A 1,544-nucleotide genomic window follows, 5' to 3' on the forward strand; every position below is an offset into this window, starting at 1 on the left:
AGCGGGGTGAGTCATCTTATCCATGATCACTTTCGCTAGAGTCATTTCCCGTTCAGCTGGAGAGCCACAGATCGCCACCTGATAGCCTTGAGATACTGCATAGTCAGCAAATTCTGCATAGCGCTCAGGTAACCAGTTACGCTCGTCTTTACTTGCCGCTGGGCTAATGACAACCGTAGGGTTTGAGCCCAATGATTCTTTGGCAAACAGAGTATCTTCGACACCAATAGGTAAGTTCCATGCAGGGATAGAGCTAGGTACACCCAGATATTCGACAAAAGAGTAGAAACTGTCGAGAACGTGTTGTGATTGAACATCCTCGATTTTTTTATTTGTAAAAAGCCATTGAGCCTCTTTAGCTCGCTTAAAGTTAAAGCCGACTTTATGGTTGGCCTTGATGCCTAAAGTGAGCAAACTCGCTCTTAAAGCTAACTGCATATGAACCAAAGCATCGAACTTTCGGTCAGATAACTTTTTCCAAACGGCCTGCATACCTGAAAAGCCAGCTTTCTTATCAAAGACGATAAGCTCTACACCTTCTAGCCCTTCCAGTAGTTGGGCTTCAACCTTGCCAATGATCCAAGTAACCTTGGTTGTAGGCCATTGTTTTTGCAGGGCTTGCACCGCTGCGACTGCGTGGCAAACATCACCGATGGCAGACAAACGTAAAAAACAAACAGATTCAGGTGCTTGAGTAAAAAGGGGCATAAAAATCGCTCACAAATTTAATTGCCTAAGATTATGCAGAGAGTACTGATAAATGTAAAATACAGCACTTCTGCGGAATACCAAGTATCGGTAAAACAAAATCAATGAAAACGGATGTCTCGATAAAGTAGTTTTGAGCAAGTTGTGGACTAAAGCTTAGTTTTCGTTTTGTTGATGTGCTTATTTAGCTTAAGGTTGGAGTTATCCAGATGACACAAGTGAGAACGAATGGATCTCAGACAATTTGGTTTGATGAAACTTTAGTAAGTGAAGATATCGAAAGTCTTTTTGATATTGATTACTGGGAACAAAAAGGTTGTATTCTAGGCAGTGCATTGGGGCGTGGAACAACATGGTTTGTTCAAACTCAGTATCTTCCAGCAGCTTTACGGCACTACAGAAGAGGTGGACTATTGGGCAAGTTAGTCTCTGACCAATACATCTTTATTGGTTGGCAAAGATCACGAAGCTGCCAAGAGTTTCATCTGCTGAACTTACTGAAATCTGAAGGAGTCAATGTTCCTAGACCGATTGCTGCGAGAGCTATTAGAGCGGGCTTGTTTTATCGAGCAGATTTATTGAGTGAAAAGATCCCGAATGCTCAAGACTTAGTTTCGATACTTGAAAATCAATCCCTATCAGGTGAAGCATATTATGATATTGGTGTGGAAATCGCTAAGATGCACCGAGCTCAAGTTAATCATACAGACCTAAATATTCATAATATCCTGCTCGATACGTCAAATAGAGTCTGGATCATTGATTTCGACAAATGTACTCAATCGACTGGTAGTACATGGAAAAATAGTAATTTAGAAAGACTAAAGCGCTCTTTT

Annotated in this window: 2 protein-coding genes; one reads left to right on the plus strand and one right to left on the minus strand. The window is 41.3% G+C overall.

The features are described 5' to 3' along the window. Positions 1–708, minus strand: a 708-nt coding sequence (locus tag KIV40_RS30465) for a glycosyltransferase family 9 protein (RefSeq protein WP_285353011.1), incomplete at its 3' end; no start/stop codon positions are given. Positions 709–917: 209 nt separating this feature from the next. Between KIV40_RS30465 and KIV40_RS30470 the strand changes: the two genes are divergently transcribed. After that, a partial coding sequence (locus KIV40_RS30470) for a 3-deoxy-D-manno-octulosonic acid kinase (RefSeq protein ID WP_285353013.1) occupies positions 918–1,544 on the plus strand: 627 nt, incomplete at its 3' end.

The organism is Vibrio sp. D173a (assembly GCF_030248475.1).